We start from the raw sequence: 23,178 nt of genomic DNA, 5'->3' as shown, positions 1-23,178 counted from the left end.
ATATCAAGATAAATGTATCAGTCTTCGCGCGCAACGGAGCGAGCGGAGCCGAGGGCACGGACGGTGAGCCAGGTCACCGCGAGCATCGGAGCGAACAGCGGAAGCCCCATCACGATCTTGAGCGTGCCGAGCGCCACCACGTCGCCGGCGAAGTACAACGGCAGCTGCACAGCCAGGCGCGCAGCGAACAGCGCCGCCCAGGCGATCGACAGCCACACGTACGCGCGACGCTTGCGCCGGTCCGCGCGCCAGCGCGTGCCCTCCCCGGTCAGATACCCCGCGGCGAGACCGATGAGCGGCCACCCCACGAGGGCAGACACGAGGAACGCCGTCCCATAGGCGCCGTTGGTGAAGAAGCCGAAGACGAAGTTGTCTTGTCCGCGTCCCGTGACGAGCGCCAGCACCGCGGCCGCGACGGTGGCCAGGAGCCCGCCGATCGCGGCGCTCGGGGGCGACTTCGCAACGAGGCGGGCGATGGTGAACGCGGCCGCGAGTCCGACCGAGACCCCCAGGCTGAGCCAGAGGTTTCCCTGACGCGTCTCGGGGTCGATCGTGACGGTGAACAGGACGACGAACGCGAGTGAGGGGAGAACGGACTCGAGGATGCCGCGCCATCCGCCCATGGCCGACCACACCGCGGAGCCGGTCGTCGCGTGCGCAGCCGGATCGAGTCCGGCGCGCCGCGCCGCGTTCCCCAGCGCCGCACCGAAGGTGTCCGCGGGAGCGGGGGGCTCCAGAGGGACGCTCTCGCCGTGACGGTCCGAGCGGGCCGCGTCGTCGCTCATGCCGTGCCGGGGGTCGCCGGCATCCGGAGCGGGATGAGATCGCGCGGGGGCATGGGTGAGCCGCCGCGGACGACGACGATCGAGCGATAGAGGTCTTCGACGGCGGCTGCCGCCTCGACATCGGTCGTCGCCGCTCCGCCGATGACGCCGCGGAGGAACCATCGCGGACCGTCGACGCCGACGAAGCGCGCGAGCCGCTTTCCTGCCCCGTCCGCGCCGGCCATCACGGGGACCTCTGCGAGGAGCTCAGGGCCGAGAGGGCCTTCGCGCTCTTCGACGCGTCCGCCCTGCTGCTTCACCTGCTGGCGGATCTGCTCGCGCGTCTCTCCCCACAGTCCGCTGGTGCGCGGGGCCGCGAACGGCTGCACCTGCAGGGTGGAGTCGGCATAGTCGAGGCCGACGGCCACGATCCGCTTGGTCTGCTCTTCGACCTCGAGGCGGAGGTTGAGGCCCTCGCGCGGGAGGATCTTGATGCCGCCCAGGTCGATGTACGGACGGACCGGGTTCGCTTCGGACTCGTCGAACGGTCCGCTGCTGTCGCGATCGGCCGGGGCGCTCTTGGCCGCGAGGGCCAGTTCGAGACCGGGCTCCTCGATTTCGGGGGTGGACGGCGCGTCGTCGGTCATCGGGTGCTCCCTTGCAGGTTCTGGTATCCGCTCGATCCGAAGCCGCCCTCGCCGCGCACGCTGTCGGGGAGTCCGTCGACAGGGAGGAATCGCACCGGCGGGATGGGCAGGACGATGAGCTGGGCGATGCGGTCTCCGACCGCGATGTCGTAGGCCTCGTCGAGGTCGGTGTTCAACAGGGCGACTTTGATCTCCCCGCGGTAGCCGGCGTCGATCGTCCCCGGGGAGTTCACGATGGTGATGCCGTGTTTCGCGGCGAGGCCGCTCCGGGGCACGACGAAGGCTGCGTATCCCTCCGGGAGCGCGATGCGCACACCCGTCGAGACGAGCGCGCGTCGGCCGGGTTCGAGTCGCACGGCCTCCGCGGAGGTCAGGTCGGCTCCGGCGTCGCCCGGGTGGGCGAAGACCGGGGGCTCGGATGCGACAATGAGGACATCCACCGTTTCGGTCACCCCACGAGGGTAATGCAGAAGAGGGGGTGCGGTATCCGCACCGGAGTCGAGTATCGAGAGCGCCTCAGCCCATCGCTGTGGGCGCTGGTGGCGGCAGCGGTCTGTGGGCCGATGGCCGCACTTGTCTTCTCCCCCATCGACACCACCTTCGCCCTCGTCATCGGGCTGATCGTGGCCGTGGCGATCGTCGCCGCGCTGGTCGCACTGTCGCCCGTCGTCGAGATCCGCGACGGCGAACTGCGAGCCGGTCGAGCGCGGATCCCGGTCGCCCTGCTCGGAGAGCCTCACGCAGTGGAGGGCGATGCCGCGCGCACTGCCCGTGGGAGTGGTCTCGACCGCCGGGCGTGGCATGTCCTTCGGGGCGGTATCGACGGGGTGGTCACGGTTCCCGTGACCGACCCCGAGGATCCGACTCCCTCGTGGGTGGTGTCCACCCGGACGCCGGATCGCCTGGTGGCGGCGATCCAGCGTGCTCAGCTCAGGCTGCGCACTCCACGCAGATGAAGCCGTTGCCGCTTTCGTGGTCGATCTGCGAGCGGTGCTTCACGAGGAAGCAGTTCATGCACGTGAACTCGTCTTCCTGTGGGGGGAGGACGACGACGTCGAGTTCGATGTCGGACAGGTCTGCCCCGGGCAGCTCGAAGCCCGAGGGGTTGTCGGCATCCTCGTTGTCGATCGACCCCGACGTCTTGTCGGGCACGCGCTCCTTGAGGGCCTCGATCGACTCACTGTCGTCCTCGGTCTTGCGCGGTGCGTCGTAATCGGTCGCCATGCGTGCTGGTCTCTACTTCCGGTGATTGTGGTGCTGTGCGCCGTCGGATACCCGATCGGGCGGCCATAGTTTGCATGACCCGACCTCGATAAGCAAATGCGTTCGGGGGCGGTTGCGTTTCCGGCGACGCGTGAAACTCGCGGCGCGCCCGCGATATTCCCGGAACCACGTGACGCCCGTGACAGCATGGGCGTCGACCGCAGATCGGAGGGGTGTTTCGCATGGAGCAGCTCAAAGTCATCGGAACTGAGGATGACGTCCTCGTCGTCGCGACCGAGTCGGGCGAACGTTTCGCTCTGGCCCTCGACGAGGTGATGCGCGTGCAAGCACGCCGGGCCCGTCGCGACCGCCAGGACGACGATCGTGGACCCCGCCCCAGCCCGCGAGAGATCCAGGCACACATCCGTTCCGGTCTCACCGCGCGCGAGGTGGCGACGCTTCTGAACGCCCGCGTCGAAGACGTCGAGAGATTCGAGGGCCCCGTTCTGGCCGAGCGGGAGCATGTCGTGGCGCAAGCCTTGGCCGTTCCCGTGCTGCTTGGCGGCACACTCGAGCACGACTCCCCCATCACCTTCGGCACCGCTGTGCGGGCGAAGCTCACTGAGGCCGGCGCGTCGGCCGAGCGATGGACGAGCTGGAAAGAGTCGTCCGGCTGGATGGTCAAACTGGAGTTCACCGCGAACGGAATCGACCACGACGCGCGATGGAGCTTCGATCCTCGCCGTAGCACCCTGTCGCCCCAGAACTCCGACGCGATCCAGCTGTCTCGCCAGGGATCGCTTCCCGAGGGGCTGATCCCCCGGCTTCGCGCCCTGGACAGCCCGCTGCCCAAGGACGATTCCCGGTTCGACAGCGGTTCGTTCGGACCTCGCAAGATCGACATCGAAGATGAACCGGGCGTGGAAGCGACCGGGCCGGTCGCCGCGGCCGTTCAGGCGGCCGCCATCAAGCGCGCGCCCGATGCTCCCGTCACGTCGTCCGAGACAGCCGACCTGCTCGAGGCGTTGCGTCGTCGACGAGGTCAACGCGAGCCTCTGCCCGGGGCGGCCGCGACCGAGACGTCGACGCGTCCGGTGGGTGCCCCCGTCGCGCTCTTCGACGCGCTCGAGCCCGGATACGCGGAGCCGGCGGGAGAGTCGACGACCGAGCCCGAGAGCCCGACCCCGTCACCGACCTCGACCGCACCGGCGAACGACTCCGGGCGGCGGACCAAGGGGCGTCCCTCGATGCCCTCGTGGGACGAGATCGTCTTCGGTGCCCGCACCGACGAGAGCTGAGGACCTCAGGCGAACGCGCCGAGGCGGAGAAGCGGGACCGTCCGCTCCTCGTCGGTCAGTGAGCCGTGCTGCCCGACCATGCTCTGGGGCCGCTTGTCGGTCTCGCGATCGTCGTAGTAGGCGTATCGTCCGCGCGCCGCGACGATGACATCGCCGAGACGGTCACGAACCTCGTCCGCGACGACGCCGAACAGGCCCGCCTCGATCGCTTCGTGCCGGGTCATGACCCATGCCCGAGAAGCCTCGCGCTCTCGCCACGTCGAGGCGACGGCATCCGCTTGGCCGGCCTCGGTGTACAGGTGCAGCATGCGCGGCTCGCCGCCGATGAGGGTGACGCCGTCGAGCAGGGCATCTCCGTGGTCCAGGAGAACATGACGGTGGGCGGGTACGTCGACCATCCCGTGATCGGCGGTGACGAGGATCCCCGTCGTCGGATCGGCCTCGTCCGCCAGCAGGCGTGCGGCGGTGTCGAGGCGTTCCAGGGCGTCGGTCCACCGGTCCGACTCCCAGCCGTCGCGATGCCCGGCGGTGTCCAGTTCGGGGGAATAGAGGTACACCACGGCACCGGGATGCCGTGAGGCCAGGCCGGCGGCGATCGCGGCGCGCTCGGTCAGGTCCGCCGAGGGGACGAACTCCGCTCCGCGCAGCGTGGCCTCGGTGAAGCCCGTGCGCGTGTACTCGGGGCGAGAGACGACGAAGCACGGGCGACCCTCGGCGCTCTCCCGCTCCAGCAGGGGACGGCTGCGCTGCCATGAGCGCGGGTCGAGGCCGTCGGTCTCCCACCCGTGCAACTGATTCGGCGCGACGTTCGTGCCGGGGATGCGGGCGCGATAGCCCACGATGCCGTGGGTGCCGGGATCGGTGCCGGTGAGCAGGCTGGTGAGGGCCGCGGCGGTCGTCGAGGGGAAGACCGTCCGCGCGACATCGCGGCGTCCTCCCGTCGAACCGAGGAATCGCGCGTGACCCCGCCGGGCGGCGAGGTTGTGCGCCCCCAGACCGTCGACCACGAAGACGATGGCGCTGCGCGCGGGGGCGAACCACTCCGATCGGCCCTGGAGAGCAGCGATCGACTGCTCCACCACACCGGTGAGGCTCCGGGAACGCGGCGGGTCCGCCGGTAGGCTGAGAGACATCGGAGCAAGTCTTCCACACGGCTCCCGATCCCCGTCCTGACGTGACGCCCGCCCGACCCGAGGCCGCATCCATGCCCGATTCCCGTTCCTCCTCCCCCGTGTCCGAGCGCATCGAAGATGTCGATGTCTCCACCGAGATGCAGGGGTCGTTCCTCGAGTACGCCTACTCGGTCATCTATTCGCGCGCTCTTCCCGACGCGCGCGACGGCCTGAAGCCGGTACAACGACGCATCCTCTACCAGATGGCGGAGATGGGCCTGCGTCCCGACCGCGGACACGTCAAGAGCGCCCGCGTCGTCGGCGAGGTGATGGGAAAGCTCCACCCGCACGGTGATGCGCCGATCTACGACGCGCTCGTGCGCCTCGCGCAGCACTTCACGCTACGGGTACCGCTGGTCGACGGTCACGGCAACTTCGGCTCGCTGGACGACGGCCCCGCCGCCTCCCGCTACACCGAAGCGCGCCTGGCTCCCCCGGCGCTCGCCCTCACCGAGAACCTCGACGAGGACGTCGTCGACTTCATCCCCAACTACGACGGGCAGTTCCAGCAGCCCGAGGTGCTGCCGGCGGCGTTCCCCAACCTGCTCGTGAACGGCGCGACGGGCATCGCGGTCGGCATGGCGACCAACATGGCCCCGCACAACCTCGTCGAGGTCGTCGCGGCCGCGACGCACCTGCTCCAGCACCCGGATGCCACGGTGGAAGAGCTCATGGAGTTCGTGCCGGGTCCCGATCTGCCCACGGGCGGCATCATCGTCGGGCTCGACGGCATCAAAGACGCGTACACGAACGGCCGCGGAACCTTTCGCACGCGCGCGAAGGCGTCGATCGAGTCACTCGGACCGCGCCGGACCGGCATCGTCATCACCGAGCTTCCCTATCTCGTCGGCGCCGAACGCGTGATCGAGAAGATCAAGGACGCCGTTCAAGCGAAGAAGCTCGCGGGCATCGCCGATGTCACCGACCTGTCGGACCGTCATCACGGCCTGCGGCTCGTCATCGGCATCAAGACCGGATTCGACCCGAAGGCTGTCCTCGAGCACCTGTACCGGCTCACCCCGCTTGAGGACTCGTTCGGCATCAACAACGTCGCCCTCGTCGACGGGCAGCCTCAGACCCTCGGCCTGAAAGACCTGCTGCGCGTCTACCTCGACCACCGCATCCGTGTCGTCATCCGACGAAGCGAGTACCGCCTGGCGCGCAAGCGCGAGCGCCTGCACCTCGTCGAGGGTCTGCTCATCGCGATCCTCGACATCGACGAGGTCATCCAGGTCATCCGGTCGTCCGACGACGGCGAGGCCGCGCGCACCCGACTGCAGGAGGTGTTCGACCTGTCGCACGCGCAGGCCGAATACATCCTCGAGCTGCGCCTGCGACGCCTGACGAAGTTCTCCCGTATCGAACTCGAGGCCGAGCGCGATCAATTGAACGCCGAGATCGCTCAGCTCGTCGAGTTGCTGGGCAGTGAGACGCTGCTGCGTCAGCAGGTGGCGAGAGAACTGGATGCCGCTGCCGAGGCGTACGGCACCCCGCGGCGCACGCTGCTGCTCAACGGCGGCCCGGTGCAGCCGCGTTCGGCGAAGGCCGCAGCCGCCGCCGACCTGCAGATCGCCGATGCACCGTGTCGGGTGTACCTGTCGGCGACGGGGCGCATGGTGCGCGCCGAGCTCGTGGCCGACGCGCCGAACGGCGGTGTCGTCGCGCCGACACGACGGTCGAAGCACGACGCCATCCGCTCCTCCGTCGACACCACCACGCGCGGAGACATCGGCGCCGTGACATCGGCCGGTCGCCTCGTGCGCTTCTCCCCCGTCGATCTTCCGTCTGTTCCCGCGAACTCGGTGCAGGTCGCCGCGGGCACCAAGGTGGAGCAGTACCTCGCCCTCGGGAAGGGCGAGCAGGTCGTCGGTCTCGTACCGCTGGCCGGTGGACCCACCATCGCGCTCGGCACCGAACAAGGTGTGGTCAAGCGCGTGGCGGCAAGCGAGCTCGGCACCAAGGATGAGATCGAGATCATCGCGCTCCGCGACGGCGACCGCGTCGTGGGCGCGGCGCCCGCGGGCGACAACGCCGAGCTGGTCTTCGTCGCGAGCGATGCGCAGTTGCTGCGCTTCGACGCGTCGTCGGTGCGGCCGCAGGGGCGTTCGGCGGGCGGTATGGCGGGTATCCGGCTGTCCGATGGCGCCCGGGTGATCTCGTTCGCGGTCGTGGGGGCATCGGCTTTCGATGCTGTCGTGGTGACGGTGGCCGGCTCGTCGACGGCACTGCCTGGAACCGACGCCGGCAGCGCGAAGGTGTCAGCCTTCAGCGAGTTTCCCGCGAAGGGACGAGGCACCGGCGGTGTCCGTGCGCAGCGTCTGCTCCGCGGCGAGGACGCCCTCCTCCTGGCCTGGGTGGGCACCGACCCCCGGGCCGTCGGGACCGACGGCTCCGTGCGGGCTCTTCCTGAGTCGGGCGCCAAGCGCGACGCATCGGGTCAGCCACTCGATGCCGCGGTCGGCGCGGTCGGCACCGCCGTCCGCTGACCCCGTCCGCTCACCCCTGCCGCGTCATGGCACGGACGGGCCGTGCCGTCGTGCGGAGACGCCGGCGCCGCGGGCGCGGGCGGCGCCGGCGTGAGGAGTTTCGGTTCGACATGCCGAGTCCGGGCGTGGCGTGCGGCGTGTCGGGCCCGGACTCCGCGTGAGGGTCGGCGTCGGAGGGCCCGGACAGCCGCCTCCGGGCAGCGAGCTGCGACGTCAGACGTCGATGCTCTCTCGCGCGAGGCGGTCGCTGGAATCGATGATGAACTCGCGGCGAGGGGCCACCTCGCTGCCCATCAGCAGATCGAACACCTCGGCCGCCTGCTCGATGTGCTCGACCTGCACGCGGCGCAGAGTGCGGCCGGCACGGTCCATCGTGGTGGTCGCGAGCTGGTCGGCATCCATCTCGCCCAGACCCTTGTATCGCTGGATCGGCTCCTGCCACCGCTTGTTCGACTTCTTCAGACGCGCGAGGAGGGCGTGCAGTTCCTGCTCGCTGTAGGTGTAGATCGTCTCGTTCGGCTTCGACCCCGGGTTCATCACGATCACCCGGTGCAGCGGCGGCACGGCGGCGAACACGCGGCCGGCCTCCACGAGAGGGCGCATGTACCGGAAGAACAGCGTGAGCAGGAGCGTGCGGATGTGCGCGCCGTCGACGTCGGCGTCGCTCATCAGGATGATCTTGCCGTAGCGGGCTGCGCTCAGGTCGAACGAGCGTCCGGATCCGGCGCCGATCACCTGGATGATCGAGGCGCACTCGGCGTTCGACAGCATGTCGCTGATCGATGCCTTCTGCGTGTTGAGGATCTTGCCGCGGATGGGCAGGAGTGCCTGGTACTCGCTGTTGCGCGCGTCGCGGGCGGTACCGAGCGCGGAGTTTCCCTCGACGATGAACAATTCGGAGTTGTCGACGTCGTTTGAACGGCAGTCGACGAGCTTCGAGGGCAGTGATGACGACTCGAGGGCGTTCTTGCGGCGTTGCGTCTCTTTGTGGGTGCGCGCCGAGATGCGGGCCTTCATCTCCGAGACGATCTTCTCGAGCAGCTGCGCCGTCTGCGCCTTGTCGTCGCGCTTCGGTGAGGCGAAGCGGGCCGCGAGCTCTTTCTGCACGACGGATGCCACGATCTGGCGCACCGCGGGAGTCCCGAGCACTTCCTTGGTCTGGCCCTCGAACTGAGGCTCGGGCAGACGCACGGTCAACACGGCCGTCAGGCCGGCGAGGAGGTCGTCTTTCTCGATCTTGTCGTTGCCGACCTTGAGCTTGCGGGCGTTCTGCTCGACCTGTCCGCGCAGAACCTTCATCAGACCCTGCTCGAAGCCCTGCTGGTGCGTCCCGCCCTTGGGCGTGGCGATGATGTTGACGAAGGACCGCGAGGTGGTGTCGTAGCCGGTGCCCCACCGCACGGCGATGTCGACCTCGCACTCGCGCTCGACGTCGGTGGGCACCATTGAACCGCCCGGCTGGAGCACGGGGACGGTCTCGGTGAAGGTGCCCGAGCCGGTGAGGCGCCAGGTGTCGGTCACGGCGGCGTCGGGGGCCAGGAACTCCGCGAACTCCGAGATGCCCCCGTCGAAGCGGTAGCTGGTCTCGATCTTCTCCTCGCCGCGCTCGTCGAGGACGACGATCTCGAGTCCGGGCACGAGGAACGCCGTCTGGCGGACGCGCTGGACGAGCTCGTCCACCCCGAAGGCGGCGTCTTTCGTGAAGATCTGGCGGTCCGCCCAATAGCGGATTCGCGTCCCCGTCACGCCGCGCGGCGCCTTGCCCACGACTCTCAGCTCGCTGCTGCGCTCGAACGGGGTGAAGGTGGAGTCAGGGGTGTCGCCCGCGAACAGGCCTGGCTCGCCGCGGTGGAACGACATCGCGTAGGTCTTGCCCGCCCGGTCGACCTCGACGTCGAGGCGCTCGGACAGGGCGTTGACCACGGAGGCGCCGACGCCGTGCAGGCCGCCGGACGCCGCGTACGATCCGCCGCCGAACTTTCCGCCGGCGTGGAGCTTGGTGAAGACGACCTCGACTCCCGTGAGACCGGTGCGGGGCTCGACATCGACGGGGATGCCTCGGGCCCGGTCGCGCACTTCGACACTTCCGTCGGAGTGCAGCACGATGTCGATGCGCGAGCCGTGGCCGGCCAGGGCCTCATCGACGGAGTTGTCGATGATCTCCCACAGGCAGTGCATGAGACCGCGCGAATCGGTCGAGCCGATGTACATGCCCGGGCGCTTGCGCACGGCCTCGAGTCCCTCGAGGACCTGGAGATGATGGGCGGAGTACTCGGACGTCACGATCTCCCAGCGTAATCGGGGCCGCCGACATCCCCTGCCAGACACACAGAGCGGACGGGTCACCGTACGCGCACAGCGAAATGTGATCAAGCCGCGGCATAGGGGAAACATCCGCGTGGTTGTATATGGAGACTCGCCCAACGACCACTTGAGGAGGGCACCCGAGATGACCACCACGACCGCACCCGACGCGTCTGTTCTCGACCACCGCCTGACGGCGGCGGATCGCTGCGACTCCTGCGGCGCGCAGGCCTACATCGCCGCCGAGGTCAATGGCAGCGAGCTGCTGTTCTGCGCGCACCACGGCCGCAAGTACGAAGAGAAGCTTCGCAGCATCGCCACCTCGTGGCATGACGAGACGGCACGGCTCACGGCCGCCGACTGAGATCTTCGCGTCAGAAAGGGCCTCGCACCACTCCTCAGGAGTGGATCGGGGCCCTTTCTGCATTGAGAGACCTGGTCGGCGTCAGCTCGTCCCGCGGTAGTACACCCGGGGGACGACCGGCGACACGCGGAGGGCGATCTCCTCGCCGATCGTGTCGACGAGTTCCGCGAGGTCGGTCGCGCTGGACAGCGCGTTCCGGCCGAAGACCACGACCTCGTCGCCCTCCTCCGCGGTATCCCACGGCGCGACGGTCATCGAGGTCGGCCCGATGGCCTCGACACGACGTGCGCCCGCCGGGGTCCCGATGTCGAACCGTCCCGCGAGGGGGCTCGGAAGGCCGTGCAGGCTCCCCACGCCCAGGCGAACGCCCGAGCGATCGACCGCGATGACGCGGGCCACGAGGCTTGCGATGGGAGAGATGCCGAGTTCCGCTTCGTCGGGGCCGCCGGCGGGGCGGATCCCGTAGGAGAAGGCGCCCACCCGGACCAGGTCTTCGCGGAACTCCCCGCGCGCGAAGCCTGCCGCGCTGGCGGCCAGGTGGGAGAAGACCGGCGCGAGACCCGTGGCGCGTGCCGCGTCGCGCGCGGCGAGGAAGAGGGCGCGGGCGTGGTCGTCGTCGGCATCCGATGCCTCGGAGATGTGCGACCAGATGCCCTCGAAGCTCACGCGACCCTCGTCCACCAGGGCCGCGGTGCGGGCGAGCGCGGCGTCCCACCTCTCAGGGCGGATGCCGTTGCGGTGCAGGCCCGTGTCGATCTTGAGGTGCACCCGGGCCGGAGCATCAGCGTGGACCGCGGCGAGGTCGTCGAGCAAGGCCTCGTCACCGATGCCGAGATCGAGGTCGGCCGCGACGCCCGCCGCGAGGTCGTCGCCGCCACCGATGAGCCAGACGAAGATGCGCGCCTCCGGTCCGACGATCGACCGCACGGCCGTGCCGGTCGCGACATCGAAGGCCCCGAACCAACGCACTCCTTCGTCCCACGCGTGACGGACGAGGACGTCGAGCCCGTGCGCGTAGGCGTCGTCCTTGACGACGAACATGTGCGTCGCGGGCGCCACCGCCTCGCGAACGCGGTGCAGGTTCCGCGCGAAGGCGTTGAGATCGATGCGGTACTCGGCGCTCACGCGACGATCCGCCGTTCCGCGCGGACGCCGACGGCGGCGACGATCTCGGCCGCGGTCCAGCCCGTGGCATCCGTCCACTCCTCAAGCGATGGGTGAGCGTTGGACGGATCGCCGAAGAAGACGACCTCGGTTCCGCGTGGGACCACCGCGTCTTCGACGTCGACGACGCTGACATCCATCGCGACGCGTCCGACGATGCGGTGCCGGCGGCCCTCGATCGATACCGTCGCGGCGTTGCCGAGCGCGCGGACGACGCCCTGGGCGTAGCCGCCGGTGACGAGGGCGACGGTGGTGTCACGAGGCGCGCGATGTGTGTAGCCGTACGAGACTCCCTCGCCGCGCAGCAGCGGCTTCGTGCCCAGGGCGCGGCCGCGCAGCGACATCACCGGGCGCGCGTGCGAGCCCGGGAGGCCGTACAGCATCCCGGCGTCGAGGGCCCCGGCATCCATCCCGAGGTCGGCGAGGACGGATGCCACCCATGCGGCGCCATGACCGTACGCGTCGGCGGCGAGGACGTCGTCGCCACCGGCAGCGAGGCGGGCGTTTTGCCGCAGTGCGGACTCGGAGACGAGGGCGACCGGGGCGACTCCCCCGGCGCCGGGCGCGCGGGCAGGGAGCGTGGAGGTCACGCATCTAGACTAACGGGGTCCGTGATCCTCGACCCCGGAGCGTGCATGCCTACCCAGGGCTTCTCCCCCGTCACCCGTCTGCGTTATCTCGCCGGACGTGCTCGTCGCATCGATGTGGGCTCGGTGATCGAACGAGCCAAGGAAGCCTCGGAGCAGCACGGGAAGGCGCTGCCGCTCGTCGTCGCCGACATGCTCTACCAGGCGGGCGTGAAGAACGTCGGCTTCCAGGACTACATCGACTACGACTTCGCGATCCTCAGCCCCGCCGAGCGCGCGACGTACATGACGCACCCGGTGTCGAACCAGATCTCGCAGAAGTACGACCACCCCGACTACCGCGGGATCTTCCAGGACAAGGTGGCTTTCGACCGTCGGTTCAGCGAGTTCCTGCGCCGCGACTGGATGGTGGTGGATGCCGACAACGCCGACGAACTGCGCGCGTTCACCGAGCGTCTGGGCACCATCGTCACGAAGGAGCCGGTGGGTCAGGCCGGAACCGGCGTGCACCGCTACCACGCGGCCGAGGTCGACGACTGGGGTGCGTTCCACCGCGGTCTGCTCGAGCGTGGCGAGATCCTTGTCGAAGAGGTCATCCGCCAGCACGACGACCTCGCGGCCGTCTGCCCCGGCACCGTGAACACCACGCGGGTGACCGCCTTCTTCGACGGGCAGAAGACGCACATCCTGGCGATCGCGCAGAAGTTCGGCCGCGGAGCGGTCAGTGACCAGATGACCTTCGGTGGCTTCTACACGATGCTGGATGAGAACGGCCACGCCCTCGGCGCGGGGTACGACTCGCACGGCCACGTGCACGAGCTGCATCCTGACTCGGGCGTGCGCATCGCTGACTTCCAACTGCCGCTGATGGACGAGGTCACGGCGTTCGTCGATCAGGTCGCGCGTGTCGTCCCGCAGGTGCAGTACGTCGGCTGGGACATCGTCGTCGGTCCCGACGGGCCTGTGCTCGTCGAGGGCAACTGGGGCGCCGGCGTCTACGAGAACAAGCCGAGCGTCACCGGCATCCGCACCGGTCACAAGCCCCGCTACCGGGCGGCCATCGGGTTCTGATCCTGGATGCCACGAAGGCCCGCTCCCGTGACGGGGCGGGCCTTCGACGTCTTCCGGTGGCTTCGACGGACTCCGCCACCCCTGCACAGAATGACCATGAGCTTGCCTTGGGACCGGGGTGCGGAGGTGTTCGGTGGCCTCCGGAGGCTCGATCACGGGGTGGGAGGACCCTGAGCCTGTCGAGGGGCCGCGCGGAGCCGTGGCATCCGGAAACGCGGAGGCCCGCCCCGGGAACGAGACGGGCCTTCGCGTGTGTTTTGGTCAGCTGCGGCGGACGATACCTAGCGGCGTGGACTCGTGTCCCTGGCCGAGCGGGTTGTCCTTGAGGATCGCAACCAGGCGCTTCTCGCCGGCCTTGTCCATCGTCGAACCGAGGATGTTGCCGCCGAGGTCGTTGATGTCGACCACCGCGACATCCAGATCGATCCCGAGCAGAGCCTTCAGTCGAGCGGCGACCTCGCGAGGACGCTCCGGGCCGAGCACGACGGCCTGGTTGTACGGCGGGATCGTGCCCTTGGTGGGACCGTCGATCGCGCGGGCCTTATCGCCGGCGATGCGGTAGAAGTCGCCCTTGCGTCCGAACGCCTTGGTCACGGCCGACACGGCTGCGGCGAACAGGATGCGCGGCGTTCCGCACTCGCGCAACGCCATCTCCATCGTCTCGGGCATGCCGAGGCCGATCCCGTAGGGCGTCCGCGTGACGTACTTCGACAGGAACAGGGCGAGCTTGCGCGGCTTGATCGTGTCGAGCTTGTACGAGCGGCCCTGCGTGATCGCAACGATCTTCTCGGTGACGAACAGCAGGTCTCCCGGCTGCACGGCATCCTTCGCGTACTCGAGGATGAACGCATCGAGGTCGTCTCCCGGCATGACGACCCGGGTGCGGATCGGGATGCGAGCGTACGAGGTGCCCTCGACCGTACGAGTGAGCGCCTTGCCGGCGTTGGCCTCCCCGCTCATTCGAGGTAGTCCCGCAGCGACTGGGAGCGGCTGGGGTGACGCAGCTTGGCCATCGTCTTCGACTCGATCTGGCGGATGCGCTCGCGCGTGACGCCGAACGTGTCGCCGATCTGGTCGAGGGTCTTGGGCTGACCGTCGCCGAGGCCGAAGCGCATGCGGATCACGCCCGCCTCACGCTCGCTGAGCGAGTCGAGGAGCGACTCGAGCTGACGCTGCAGCATCGTGAAGCCGACCGCGTCGGCCGGGACGACGGCCTCGGTGTCTTCGATGAGGTCACCGAACTCACTGTCGCCGTCCTCACCGAGGGGCGTGTGCAGGGAGATGGGCTCGCGCCCGTACTTCTGCACCTCGATGACCTTCTCGGGGGTCATGTCGAGTTCGCGGCTGAGCTCCTCGGGGGTGGGTTCGCGACCGAGATCCTGGAGCATCTGACGCTGCACACGGGCGAGCTTGTTGATGACCTCGACCATGTGCACCGGGATGCGGATGGTGCGGGCCTGGTCGGCCATGGCGCGAGTGATCGCCTGACGGATCCACCAGGTGGCGTAGGTCGAGAACTTGAAGCCCTTGGTGTAGTCGAACTTCTCGACCGCACGGATCAGGCCCAGGTTGCCCTCCTGAATGAGGTCGAGGAACTGCATGCCGCGGCCGGTGTAGCGCTTGGCGAGCGAGACGACCAGGCGGAGGTTTGCGCCGAGCAGGTGGCTCTTGGCGCGCTGACCGTCGCGGGCGACCCACTGCAGGTCGAGACCGAGCTGGCTCGTCTTCTCGGCCGCCGACATGTTCGACAGCTTCTCCTCGGCGAACAGACCTGCCTCGATGCGCATGGCGAGCTCGACCTCTTCGGCCGCGTTCAGCAGCGGGACTTTGCCGATCTGCTTCAGGTAGTCCTTGACCGGGTCAGCCGTCGCGCCGGTGATCTGCGCCGAGTAGACGGGAACGTCGTCCTCGTCGCTGGAGGAGATGACGATCGCGCCGGTGGGCAGAGCCTCCGCGGGAGCCTTGGGGGCTTCCTCGTCGTCGTCGGAGTCGTCGTCCGACTTCTTGGCGGCGGGCTTGGTCTCGTCGTCGTCGGAGTCGTCGTCGGAGTCGATCTCGACATCGACCTCCTCGTCGACCTCTTCTTCTTCATCGAGGTCGTCGTCATTCTTCGCCTTCGACTTCGCCTTCGCGGGCGCAGCCTTCGACTTGGCGGGGGCCTTCTTCGCGGGCGTCTTCGTCGACGTCGTCACGGCCTCCTCAGAAGTGTCGAGGTCGGTGTCCTTCGCACTCCGGGAGCGGGTCTTGGTGTTCGTGCCTGCCACGTTTCGCCTTTCACCGGGAACGTACGTCGCACGGCCGCCGGTCGTTCTCGGACACTAGTAAGACCCTTGTCAAGTCCGGAGCCGAGGAGCGGGGCTCCTGGACCGGACGACAACGGGTCAGGTTCTTCATTGTCTCACATCCTCGCCGCGGGACTTGACGTGCGCCGGGGATCTATGCGTAGTAACGCCGGGGAGCCGCCCCGCATTCCGGAAGACGAGGTCGCGAACGGTGAGCGGGCCCCGTTGCGGTCAGCCCAGCGGCCCGCGACGGTCGTCGTCGCCCGGGCCCGAAGCGAGGAAACGCTCGAGTTCGGCCGCAAGTTCATCGGCGCTGGGGAGATCACCGGTGTGGATGATCGGTGTCGCCTGTGTCGAGCCGGCCATGTAGGCGTCGTACCGCTCCTCCAGGCCCTGGAGCATGCGCGTCAGCTCCTCGCTGGCCGTGACCTGTTCGGTCACCTTCGTGAGGAATTCCCGGTTCTCTTCGCGGAGGGTCTCTCCGGAGAACACGAGCCCCGTCGCCACCGTCAGGCTGTCGAGTGCGGCGAGAGCGGCGGCGGGGTACTCGGTGTCTCCGAGATAGTGCGGGACGAGCAGAGCGAAGCCGGTGACCTTCGCCCCCGCTTCGGCGAAGCGGTACTCGAGGAGATGGCCGACGGTCGAGGGGACCTGGGTGTGCGGTCGCCACACGGAGTGTGCCTCCGCCAGATCGGAGCGTGTTCCACTGACGGTCGTCCCGATGGGGCGCGTGTGCGGGACGGGAAGCGGGATGGCGTGCACCCACGTGACGGATGAGACCTGGAGACCGGCGCTCAGCTCCAGCACGCTTTCCGCGAACGCCTCCCAGAGGAAATCGGGCTCGTATCCGGCGAGCAAGAGGAACGGGCTACCGAGCGAATCGTGGGCGAGGGAGAGCTCGAGACGGGGCGGACGGTAGTCCGTGAGGTGGTCTTCGACGAATGTGATCGGGGGGCGCCGGGCGCGGTAGTCGAGCAGGGTGTCGTTGTCGAACGCCACGACCGGGTGTGGCTCCAGGTCGTTGCGGAAGTACTCGACGAGGCGGGTGACGGCCCCTCCGGCATCGGTGAACCCGGTGAGAGCGATCACGAGGGGAAGCCCCGAGGGCACCGGTGGCGCGGAGGGTGCGCGGTCGTACAGCGGTGCGGAATACGGCATGCCTCCAGCTTACGAGCCGGGCCCGACGCCCGGCTCCGGAGCGTCCCGCTTCTAGCGAACACGCGCGAACCTAGGATGGAAGGCATGCCCTTTCCTTCTGTGGCGTATACCGACGCCCCCGTCCGCGAGTCCGATGCCGATGCGATCCTCCTGGTGGTCGCCAAACCAGCAGGCGAAGGGGCAGATCCCGACGGGTGGGAGGGGCTCGGCGCTGCGCTGACAGCGGTCGGGTTCACCGGTGCCGCGGGTTCGTTCCAGCGCGTTCACGTTCCGGGCGTCACGACCCCCGTGGCTGTCGTCGGCGCGGGTGTCGAGCCGGATGACGCCGCCCTCCGCGATGCTGCCGGAACGGGGTTGCGCCAGCTCGCCGGCTTCGCCCATGTGGCCGTCGAGGCGCTGACTCCGGCCGCCTGGCGACCGCTTGCGGAGGGTGCGGCCCTCGGCGGCTACCGATTCGCCGGATACAAGAAGGACGCGCCGAAGCCCCGCGCGAGCCGGGTCACCGTCTTCTCGCCTGTTGCTCCGGCCGATGACGACCTCGTCGCCGTCGCCGCGATCTCCGGTGCTGTGGCGCTTGTGAAGGATCTCGTGACCACTCCGGCCGAATGGCTCGGACCTGCCGACTTCGCCGACCAGGCCGTTGACGCCGTCGCCGGTCTGCCCGTCGAGGTCGAGGTGCTCGACGAGGAAGCACTGCGCGAGGGCGGCTACGGCGGCATCCTCGGTGTGGGCCAGGGGTCGGACCGGCCTCCGCGCCTCGTGCGCCTCGAGTACTCCCCGGCTGGAGCAAACCGTCACGTCGCGCTCGTCGGCAAGGGCATCACGTTCGACACCGGTGGTCTTTCGCTCAAACCGGCAGCGTCCATGGTGGGCATGAAGTACGACATGTGCGGTGCGGCCACGGTCCTGGCTGTGCTCAAGGCCGCCGCGGAGATGGCGCTACCCGTGCACGTCAGCGCGTGGTTGTGCATCGCCGACAACATGCCCTCCGGGCGGGCCACGCGCCCCGGAGATGTCCTGCGCACGCTCGACGGCACGACCGTCGAGGTGTTGAACACGGATGCCGAGGGACGCCTGGTGCTCGCCGATGGCCTCGCGGCCGCGAGCCGGGAACGGCCCGACCTGATCGTCGACGTCGCGACTCTGACCGGGGCCATCACGATCGCTCTGGGGAACCGTCACACGGGCGTCATGGGAGAGGACGACGCGGTCGCGGAGTACCTCGGCGCAGCCTCGCGCGTGGCGGAGCTGGCGTGGCAGCTTCCCCTGCCCGCGCACATGGTGGATGACCTCGACTCCCCCATCGCCGACCTCCAGAACGCCAAGATCGGCGACCCGGCGGGTGGCTCGTTGTTCGCGGGTCTCTTCTTGCGTCATTTCGTCGGGCGCGTCTCGGACGAAGCCGATGCCCCGCGCATCCCGTGGGTGCACCTCGACATCGCCGGCGTCGGTATGAACAAGGGCGCCCCGTTCGGGTTCACCGACAAGGGCGTCACGGCCGCGACCGTTCGCTCTCTCGTCGAGCTTCTGGCGAGCTCGCGATGACCGAGCACTCGGCCGACGTCGTCGTCCTCGGGGGTGGGAGCGGCGGGTACGCCGCCGCGCTGCGTCTGGCTGAACTGGGCAAGGATGTCGTCCTCATCGAGAAGGACAAACTGGGCGGCACGTGTCTGCACCGCGGGTGCATCCCGACCAAAGCCCTACTGCACGCGGCGGAGGTCGCCGACGCGGCGCGCGACGCCTCGCGCATCGGGGTGAACGCCAGCCTGTCGGGTATCGACCCGGCGGCACTGCGTTCGTACCGCGAGGGGATCGTCGCCAAGAAGTTCAAGGGCCTCGAGGGGCTGATCTCGACCCGTGGTATCCGTGTCGTCCACGGCGAAGGGTCGTTGGAGGCGGGTCCGGCAGTACGGGTCGGTGACGACCTCTACCGGGGTACCGACGTGATCCTCGCGACGGGATCGTTCAGCCGCGGCCTCCCGGGCCTCGAGATCGGCGGTCGTGTCCTCACCAGCGAGCAGGCCCTCGACCTGGACGTCATCCCGGAACGGGTCATCGTCCTCGGCGGCGGGGTCATCGGCGTCGAGTTCGCCAGCGTCTGGCGCTCGTTCGGTGTCGAGGTGACCATCGTCGAGGCTCTTCCTCACCTGCTTCCGGCGGAAGATCTCGCCTCCAGCAAGGCGCTGGAGAGGGCGTTCCGTAAGCGCGGCATCGAGTTCCGGCTGGGTCGACGCTTCGCCTCGCATACCGTCTCGGCCGATGATGTCACAGTCGTCCTCGACGATGGAGCGGAGCTCACCGCCGACTACGTGTTGGTTGCGGTCGGTCGTGGGCCCGTCACCGCGGGTCTCGGATACGAAGAGGCCGGCGTGGCGCTCGAACGCGGCTTCGTCCAGACCGACGAGCGTCTGCGCACGGCGGTTCCCCACGTCTGGGCGGTCGGCGACATCGTTCCCGGCCTGCAGCTGGCGCACCGAGGCTTCCAGCAGGGCATCTTCGTCGCCGAGGAGATCGCCGGGCTGTCGCCCGTGCTGGTCCCCGACGTCGACGTCCCGCGTGTGGCGTATTCGCACCCCGAGGTGGCTTCGGTGGGCTTGACGGAGGTTCAGGCGCAGGATCGTTATGGATCCGAGGCCATCCGTGCCTACGAGTACAACCTGGCCGGTAACGGTCGGAGCGAGATCATCGGAACATCGGGCATCGTCAAGATCGTCCGGCGCGTGGATGGGCCCGTCGTCGGTGCGCATCTCGTGGGTGACCGCGTAGGTGAGCTGATCACCGAGGCGCAGCTCGCGGTCGGCTGGGAAGCGCACCCGGAAGACATCGCGCCGTTCATCCACGCCCATCCCACCCAGAGCGAGGCGCTCGGCGAAGCCTTCCTGGCGCTCGCCGGGAAGCCCCTGCACGCACTCTGACCGCTCACCGGTCACTAAGCTAGATACCGCATCCGGTACGAAGGAGACATATCCATGAGCACTTCCGTCGTCCTCCCCGCTCTCGGTGAGAGCGTGACCGAGGGAACGGTCACCCGCTGGCTGAAGCAGGTCGGTGACACCGTCCAGGAGGACGAGGGCCTGCTGGAGATCTCGACCGACAAGGTCGACACCGAGATCCCGTCGCCCGTTTCGGGTGTGATCGAAGAGATCCTCGTGCAGGAAGACGAGACCGTCGAGGTCGGCGCCGTGCTGGCGAAGATCGGCGATGGCTCCGGCGCGTCGGCGTCCGACGACGCCCCCGAGGCCGCTCCCGCGGCCCAGGAGGAAGCCCCCGCGCAGGAGGCAGCTCCCGCCGAGGCGGCTCCCGCTGAGGCGGCTCCCGCTGAGGCGCCCGCTGCCGCCCCGGCCCCCGCCGCTTCGGGCGACGCGACCGACGTCAAGCTCCCCGAGCTCGGCGAGAGCGTGACCGAAGGCACGGTGACCCGCTGGCTCAAGGCCGTCGGCGACGACGTGGCCGTTGACGAGCCGCTCCTCGAGATCTCCACCGACAAGGTCGACACCGAAATCCCGTCGCCGGTCGCTGGAACTCTTCAGGAGATCGTCGTCCAGGAGGACGAGACCGTTGCCGTCGGCGCCACCCTCGCCCGCATCGGCAGCGGGGCGGCCGCCCCCGCCCCGGCTGAGGCCCCGGCCCCGGCCGCCGAGGAGAAGCCCGCCGAGCAGCCCGCTCCTCCCGCCGAGCAGCCCGCTCCTCCCGCCGAGCAGCCCGCTCCTCCCGCCGAGAAGCCGGCCGAACAGGCTGCCCCCGCGCCGGAGAAGCCGGCCGAGCAGGCTCCTGCCGCGTCGTCGAACGACGACGTCACGTATGTCACCCCGCTCGTGCGCCGCCTCGCCCAGCAGCAGGGTGTCGACCTGACCACCGTCAAGGGAAGCGGCGTCGGCGGACGTATCCGCAAGGAAGACGTCCTCAAGGCGGCTGAGGCTGCCACGTCGGCTCCCGCCGCGGCCCCGGCCGCCGCAGCCCCCGCGGCACCGACGACCGTCGAGGTCTCGCCCTTGCGCGGAACGACGCAGAAGATGTCGCGGCTGCGCAAGGTCATCGCGGAACGTGCGGTGGCGTCCATGCAGGCGACTGCTCAGCTGACCACCGTCGTCGAGGTCGACGTGACAAAGGTCGCTGCACTCCGCGACCGCGTGAAGGGCGAGTTCCGGCAGAAGACCGGTGACAAGCTCTCGTTCCTGCCGTTCTTCGCGATCTCGGCGATCGAGGCGCTCAAGACGTACCCGATCATCAACTCCACGGTCGAGGGCGACGAGATCGTCTACCCGGCGCAGGAGAACATCGCCATCGCGGTCGACACCGAGCGTGGCCTTCTCACGCCCGTGGTCAAGGAGGCCGGCGACAAGAACATCGCGCAGCTGGCGCGCGAGATCGCCGACCTCGCTGCACGGACGCGTGACAACAAGCTGAAGCCCGACGAGTTGGCCGGGGGGACGTTCACTCTGACCAACACGGGTTCGCGTGGTGCGCTGTTCGACACGCCCATCGTCTTCCTCCCGCAGTCGGCCATCCTCGGTCTCGGTGCTGTCGTGAAGAAGCCGGGTGTCGTATCGGTCGACGGCAAGGATGCGATCTCCGTGCGCTCCTACGTCTACCTGGCGCTCTCCTACGACCACCGCATCATCGACGGTGCCGACGCCGCCCGCTTCCTCGGCGCGGTCAAGGCCCGCCTCGAGGCGGCGCAGTTCGAGGGCGACCTCGGGATCTGATCTCCGCCGCACCCGGCTCATGATGGCTGGTCCGCGACCGTTCTGACGGCGCGGATCAGCCATCGGTCTTTAGCGCGCACGATCGTCACGTACTGCGGGGCAGTGCCGTCGTCGAGGCGTACCACGGCCAATCCGCCGAAGTCATCGACGAGCGAAATGTCCGCCTCGCGTGGGTCTCGAGGCGGTGCCTCACCGGGTTCGGCCCGCCCCTCGCGGAGGGTCTGCTCGCAGGACGTGTCATCGGCACAGGTAGCCCACGCCGTCAGCAGCGACTCCGCGGCAGCGATGACGTCGTCGGCCTGGGGCGCAGGTGAGGTGCCCGCCCCAGGGGTCTCCGCGTCGGGGGCGGGAGCCTCAGGGGCGCGCGACTCAGGGCTGGGCGGCGGCGTCAGATCCCGGGGGTGGGACGCGCTCGGGCTTACCGAGGGAGTCGATAAGGCGGTGTGAGTCGGGGTCGTCGCCCCGCTGTCGTCGGCGGAGGCCGTACCTCGCTCCCCCGACGGAAGCGCCATCGCGAGGACAACAGCGACGCCCGCCGCCACGACGCCGAAGACGAGCGCTCGGCGATGACGCCATGTTCGCCAGCCGTCGACGAACCGGCGTATGGCCTCCGACGCCATCGATGCGAGGTCGTCGTCGACGAGAGCGAGGAACGGCGACGTCTGCGCGACTGAGGTGGTCTCGCGCGAACCGGGGTCGTCCCGTGGCGCGAGCGGTCCAAGGACGAGTGGCACGGGCTCAGCCCACGCGAACAGGCGGCGCTCCCACTGCTCCCAGACGCGTGGAGGCTGCGTCAAGATCGCATCCCGCGCCCGCTCGATGAGATCGCGACCGTCCGATGCCGTCAGTGGTGCCAGCTCCGCCAGGACGGTCGCCGTCGCCCCGACGGCGTCTTCGCCGTCGGGGCCATCGACCAGCACTGGACGGCCCCGCGCCGTCAGACCCCACGCCGCACCGCGGGCGCGGTCGGCGGCGTCGTGGCATCCCCGGAGCACACCGACCGCGATGGTGACGGTTTCGCCCGGCGCCAGAGGCAGGCCGCTGCAGGCTCGACGTCGGAGGTAGTCGTCGAGACGTTCGGTGACCGTCGGGGTGGGGTCGGCGTTCATCCCCCGATCGTCGCCGTTCTCCGCCGCGCTCGTCACCCAGGGGCGTCGTTCGTGGATGTTCTCCGGGATCAGCTCTTTGGGGAGGAGAGGTGGTGTCACGCACGAAGATAGAATCGTTCTCATGGCCGCTCGTACCTCCACCCCTGAGAAGCGTCCGGGATTCTTCTCGCAGCTTCGCACCCTCTACACCTTCACGCAGAAGGAGTACCGCTGGCTGCCTTTCGCGCTGGCCGGCATCGTGCTCGTGGGCATCGGACTGGGCGTGCTCGTCGGCTTCCTCATTCCGCCGGTGGCGGTCTGGAGCGTCATCCTGTGGGGCTTCACCGGTCTCCTCGCCGGCATCCTGGGCGCGATGATCACCATGACGCGACTGTCCACCCACGCGATGTACAAGAAGATCGACGGGATGCCGGGGGCCACCGGCCACGTCTTGTCGTCGTCGCTGGGTCGTAACTGGCAGGCGTCCGAAACGCCGATCGGCGTCAACCCGCGCACGCAGGAGGCTGTGTACCGCGCGATCGGCCGCGGCGGCGTCGTCCTCATCGGCGAAGGGTCGCGCACGCGTCTTTCCCGTCTCATGGGCGAGGAGCGTGCGCGCGTACAGCGTGTCGCCACCGGCGTGCCGATCACCGTCATCTACGTCGGTCACGGCGATGACGAGGTGGCCATCAAGGACCTTGCGTCGACCATCAAGGGCTTGCCCAAGAAGGTCGACCGGGCCACGATGGCGGCCGTCATCAAGCGTGTCTCCTCCGTGTCGCAGGGCCTGGCGTCGTTGCCGATTCCGAAGGGCGTCGACCCGACGAAGATGCGGGCACCGCGTCCGCGCTGATCGATGAGAAAGGCCCCGCTGCGGCGGGGCC

21 protein-coding genes are annotated in these 23,178 nt (G+C 69.0%); 9 read left to right on the top strand and 12 right to left on the bottom strand.

Features of this window, described 5'->3' with window-relative positions; genetic code table 11:
• Nucleotides 1-17: 17 nt before the first annotated feature.
• From PIR02_17105 to dut, 3 genes are read right to left on the bottom strand one after another with little or no spacing between them, the layout of a single operon-like run.
• A complete protein-coding gene (locus PIR02_17105) occupies nt 18-785 on the bottom strand; it encodes a DUF3159 domain-containing protein (protein WZH36454.1) in 768 nt (255 codons plus the stop codon).
• Nucleotides 782-1,411 (bottom strand): DUF3710 domain-containing protein, encoded by a 630-nt coding sequence (locus PIR02_17100; GenBank protein ID WZH36453.1) that lies wholly within the window; start codon nt 1,409-1,411, stop codon nt 782-784. The genes PIR02_17105 and PIR02_17100 overlap by 4 nt, the downstream gene beginning before the upstream one ends.
• Entirely contained in the window at nt 1,408-1,863 is a 456-nt protein-coding gene (gene dut, locus PIR02_17095; protein ID WZH36452.1) for a dUTP diphosphatase, read from the bottom strand. The genes PIR02_17100 and dut overlap by 4 nt, the downstream gene beginning before the upstream one ends.
• A 12-nt stretch (nt 1,864-1,875) precedes the next feature.
• Here dut and PIR02_17090 point away from each other — a divergent pair, with 12 nt between their 5' ends.
• On the top strand, nt 1,876-2,367 hold the full coding sequence (locus tag PIR02_17090) for a DUF3093 domain-containing protein (protein WZH36451.1): 492 nt from the start codon (nt 1,876-1,878) through the stop codon (nt 2,365-2,367).
• Here PIR02_17090 and PIR02_17085 read toward each other — a convergent pair.
• Complete coding sequence (locus PIR02_17085; GenBank protein WZH36450.1) at nt 2,342-2,635, bottom strand: DUF4193 domain-containing protein; 294 nt, start codon at nt 2,633-2,635, stop codon at nt 2,342-2,344. The two genes, PIR02_17090 and PIR02_17085, sit on opposite strands and share 26 nt — an antisense overlap.
• Nucleotides 2,636-2,856: 221 nt before the next feature.
• On the opposite strand from PIR02_17085, the gene sepH reads away from it, so the two are divergent.
• A complete protein-coding gene (gene sepH / locus PIR02_17080) occupies nt 2,857-3,912 on the top strand; it encodes a septation protein SepH (GenBank protein ID WZH36449.1) in 1,056 nt (351 codons plus the stop codon).
• A 5-nt stretch (nt 3,913-3,917) separates the two neighbouring features.
• Here sepH and PIR02_17075 read toward each other — a convergent pair whose 3' ends face one another.
• Nucleotides 3,918-5,045 carry an alkaline phosphatase family protein gene (locus PIR02_17075; protein WZH36448.1) on the bottom strand — a complete coding sequence of 376 codons (1,128 nt, stop codon included), beginning with the start codon at nt 5,043-5,045 and terminating at the stop codon, nt 3,918-3,920.
• A 71-nt stretch (nt 5,046-5,116) separates the two neighbouring features.
• Here PIR02_17075 and PIR02_17070 point away from each other — a divergent pair, with 71 nt between their 5' ends.
• Nucleotides 5,117-7,570 (top strand): DNA topoisomerase IV subunit A, encoded by a 2,454-nt coding sequence (locus PIR02_17070; GenBank protein WZH36447.1) that lies wholly within the window; start codon nt 5,117-5,119, stop codon nt 7,568-7,570.
• Between the two features lie 213 nt (nt 7,571-7,783).
• Here the strand turns inward: PIR02_17070 and PIR02_17065 are convergent, their stop codons facing one another.
• The gene (locus PIR02_17065) at nt 7,784-9,856 is read right to left on the bottom strand and encodes a DNA topoisomerase IV subunit B (protein WZH39035.1); all 2,073 of its coding nucleotides are present in this window, start codon (nt 9,854-9,856) and stop codon (nt 7,784-7,786) included.
• 163 nt (nt 9,857-10,019) lie between these two features.
• Here PIR02_17065 and PIR02_17060 point away from each other — a divergent pair, with 163 nt between their 5' ends.
• Complete coding sequence (locus tag PIR02_17060; GenBank protein WZH36446.1) at nt 10,020-10,238, top strand: hypothetical protein; 219 nt, start codon at nt 10,020-10,022, stop codon at nt 10,236-10,238.
• Between the two features lie 81 nt (nt 10,239-10,319).
• Here PIR02_17060 and PIR02_17055 read toward each other — a convergent pair whose 3' ends face one another.
• Both PIR02_17055 and PIR02_17050 read right to left on the bottom strand, forming a co-directional pair.
• On the bottom strand, nt 10,320-11,363 hold the full coding sequence (locus PIR02_17055; GenBank protein WZH36445.1) for an alanine racemase: 1,044 nt from the start codon (nt 11,361-11,363) through the stop codon (nt 10,320-10,322).
• Nucleotides 11,360-11,992, bottom strand: a complete 633-nt coding sequence (locus tag PIR02_17050) for an alanine racemase C-terminal domain-containing protein (protein WZH36444.1) — start codon at nt 11,990-11,992, stop codon at nt 11,360-11,362. The genes PIR02_17055 and PIR02_17050 overlap by 4 nt, the downstream gene beginning before the upstream one ends.
• Before the next feature lie 45 nt (nt 11,993-12,037).
• Here PIR02_17050 and PIR02_17045 point away from each other — a divergent pair, with 45 nt between their 5' ends.
• The gene (locus PIR02_17045) at nt 12,038-13,060 is read left to right on the top strand and encodes a sugar-transfer associated ATP-grasp domain-containing protein (GenBank protein WZH39034.1); all 1,023 of its coding nucleotides are present in this window, start codon (nt 12,038-12,040) and stop codon (nt 13,058-13,060) included.
• A 261-nt stretch (nt 13,061-13,321) separates the two neighbouring features.
• Here PIR02_17045 and PIR02_17040 read toward each other — a convergent pair whose 3' ends face one another.
• The 3 genes from PIR02_17040 to PIR02_17030 form a co-directional block, all read right to left on the bottom strand.
• Nucleotides 13,322-14,020: a coenzyme F420-0:L-glutamate ligase gene (locus PIR02_17040; protein WZH36443.1), complete on the bottom strand. Its 699-nt coding sequence runs from the start codon at nt 14,018-14,020 to the stop codon at nt 13,322-13,324.
• On the bottom strand, nt 14,017-15,324 hold the full coding sequence (locus tag PIR02_17035) for an RNA polymerase sigma factor (protein ID WZH36442.1): 1,308 nt from the start codon (nt 15,322-15,324) through the stop codon (nt 14,017-14,019). Before PIR02_17035 ends, PIR02_17040 begins: the two co-directional genes overlap by 4 nt.
• Nucleotides 15,325-15,573: 249 nt before the next feature.
• Nucleotides 15,574-16,500, bottom strand: coding sequence for a PAC2 family protein (locus tag PIR02_17030; protein WZH36441.1), 927 nt, complete (start codon nt 16,498-16,500; stop codon nt 15,574-15,576).
• Between the two features lie 84 nt (nt 16,501-16,584).
• On the opposite strand from PIR02_17030, the gene PIR02_17025 reads away from it, so the two are divergent.
• From PIR02_17025 to sucB, 3 genes are read left to right on the top strand one after another with little or no spacing between them, the layout of a single operon-like run.
• Nucleotides 16,585-18,045, top strand: a complete 1,461-nt coding sequence (locus PIR02_17025; GenBank protein ID WZH36440.1) for a leucyl aminopeptidase — start codon at nt 16,585-16,587, stop codon at nt 18,043-18,045.
• Nucleotides 18,042-19,415, top strand: a complete 1,374-nt coding sequence (gene lpdA / locus PIR02_17020; GenBank protein ID WZH36439.1) for a dihydrolipoyl dehydrogenase — start codon at nt 18,042-18,044, stop codon at nt 19,413-19,415. Before PIR02_17025 ends, lpdA begins: the two co-directional genes overlap by 4 nt.
• Nucleotides 19,416-19,469: 54 nt before the next feature.
• Nucleotides 19,470-21,206 carry a 2-oxoglutarate dehydrogenase, E2 component, dihydrolipoamide succinyltransferase gene (gene sucB, locus PIR02_17015; GenBank protein ID WZH36438.1) on the top strand — a complete coding sequence of 579 codons (1,737 nt, stop codon included), beginning with the start codon at nt 19,470-19,472 and terminating at the stop codon, nt 21,204-21,206.
• Between the two features lie 17 nt (nt 21,207-21,223).
• On the opposite strand, the gene PIR02_17010 is transcribed toward sucB, so the two are convergent.
• Nucleotides 21,224-22,414 carry a hypothetical protein gene (locus PIR02_17010; GenBank protein WZH36437.1) on the bottom strand — a complete coding sequence of 397 codons (1,191 nt, stop codon included), beginning with the start codon at nt 22,412-22,414 and terminating at the stop codon, nt 21,224-21,226.
• Between the two features lie 22 nt (nt 22,415-22,436).
• On the opposite strand from PIR02_17010, the gene PIR02_17005 reads away from it, so the two are divergent.
• Nucleotides 22,437-23,147: a DUF4191 domain-containing protein gene (locus PIR02_17005; GenBank protein WZH36436.1), complete on the top strand. Its 711-nt coding sequence runs from the start codon at nt 22,437-22,439 to the stop codon at nt 23,145-23,147.
• Nucleotides 23,148-23,178 lie beyond the last annotated feature (31 nt).

The organism is Microbacterium enclense (assembly GCA_038182865.1).
GTDB classification, from domain to species: Bacteria; Actinomycetota; Actinomycetes; order Actinomycetales; family Microbacteriaceae; genus Microbacterium; species Microbacterium enclense_B.
Note: the sequence above shows the minus strand (reverse complement) of the source record. Positions and strands in the feature narration are given on the sequence as shown.

Coding starts and splice junctions, on each gene's coding strand:
- PIR02_17070 (WZH36447.1), top strand. CDS start 5,117: ATGCCCGATTCCCGTTCCTCCTCCCCCGTGTCCGAGCGCATCGAAGAT.
- PIR02_17105 (WZH36454.1), bottom strand. CDS start 785: ATGAGCGACGACGCGGCCCGCTCGGACCGTCACGGCGAGAGCGTCCCT.
- PIR02_17030 (WZH36441.1), bottom strand. CDS start 16,500: ATGCCGTATTCCGCACCGCTGTACGACCGCGCACCCTCCGCGCCACCG.
- PIR02_17085 (WZH36450.1), bottom strand. CDS start 2,635: ATGGCGACCGATTACGACGCACCGCGCAAGACCGAGGACGACAGTGAG.
- PIR02_17090 (WZH36451.1), top strand. CDS start 1,876: ATGCAGAAGAGGGGGTGCGGTATCCGCACCGGAGTCGAGTATCGAGAG.
- PIR02_17100 (WZH36453.1), bottom strand. CDS start 1,411: ATGACCGACGACGCGCCGTCCACCCCCGAAATCGAGGAGCCCGGTCTC.
- PIR02_17005 (WZH36436.1), top strand. CDS start 22,437: ATGGCCGCTCGTACCTCCACCCCTGAGAAGCGTCCGGGATTCTTCTCG.
- PIR02_17045 (WZH39034.1), top strand. CDS start 12,038: ATGCCTACCCAGGGCTTCTCCCCCGTCACCCGTCTGCGTTATCTCGCC.
- lpdA (WZH36439.1), top strand. CDS start 18,042: ATGACCGAGCACTCGGCCGACGTCGTCGTCCTCGGGGGTGGGAGCGGC.
- PIR02_17075 (WZH36448.1), bottom strand. CDS start 5,045: ATGTCTCTCAGCCTACCGGCGGACCCGCCGCGTTCCCGGAGCCTCACC.
- PIR02_17025 (WZH36440.1), top strand. CDS start 16,585: ATGCCCTTTCCTTCTGTGGCGTATACCGACGCCCCCGTCCGCGAGTCC.
- sucB (WZH36438.1), top strand. CDS start 19,470: ATGAGCACTTCCGTCGTCCTCCCCGCTCTCGGTGAGAGCGTGACCGAG.
- sepH (WZH36449.1), top strand. CDS start 2,857: ATGGAGCAGCTCAAAGTCATCGGAACTGAGGATGACGTCCTCGTCGTC.
- PIR02_17060 (WZH36446.1), top strand. CDS start 10,020: ATGACCACCACGACCGCACCCGACGCGTCTGTTCTCGACCACCGCCTG.
- PIR02_17040 (WZH36443.1), bottom strand. CDS start 14,020: ATGAGCGGGGAGGCCAACGCCGGCAAGGCGCTCACTCGTACGGTCGAG.